Annotated in this window: 1 protein-coding gene; it reads right to left on the reverse strand. The window is 58.7% G+C overall.

What is annotated here, in order from left to right:
• On the reverse strand, positions 1 to 252 hold a 252-nt coding region (locus KVS69_RS20025), incomplete at both ends, for a DUF3578 domain-containing protein (protein ID WP_217539968.1).

A 252-nucleotide genomic window follows, 5' to 3' on the forward strand; every position in this document is an offset into this window, starting at 1 on the left:
AGTCGCCTCCATGGCAACGAAGGCTGAGATAACGTCGAGCGAGGTCTCTGCCGTGCGAATCTGAGCGAGTTCCCCTGCGTATATGCTCCCCAATAGCGCCGCCATGGTGAGTACGTCTGAGCTCAGTTTTTCGTCAGACGGGGTGTCGTCGAAGCTGTAAAAGAAGGCGGCTGCCGTGGTCGATTCGTATGCTTTCGCCAAGCTCCCTTTGCCCAGCCGGAGCTGAAGCACGAGCCGGTTGTCAGCAGCCAG

This window comes from Stenotrophomonas sp. GbtcB23, assembly GCF_019091045.1.
GTDB classification, from domain to species: domain Bacteria; phylum Pseudomonadota; class Gammaproteobacteria; order Xanthomonadales; family Xanthomonadaceae; genus Stenotrophomonas; species Stenotrophomonas rhizophila_A.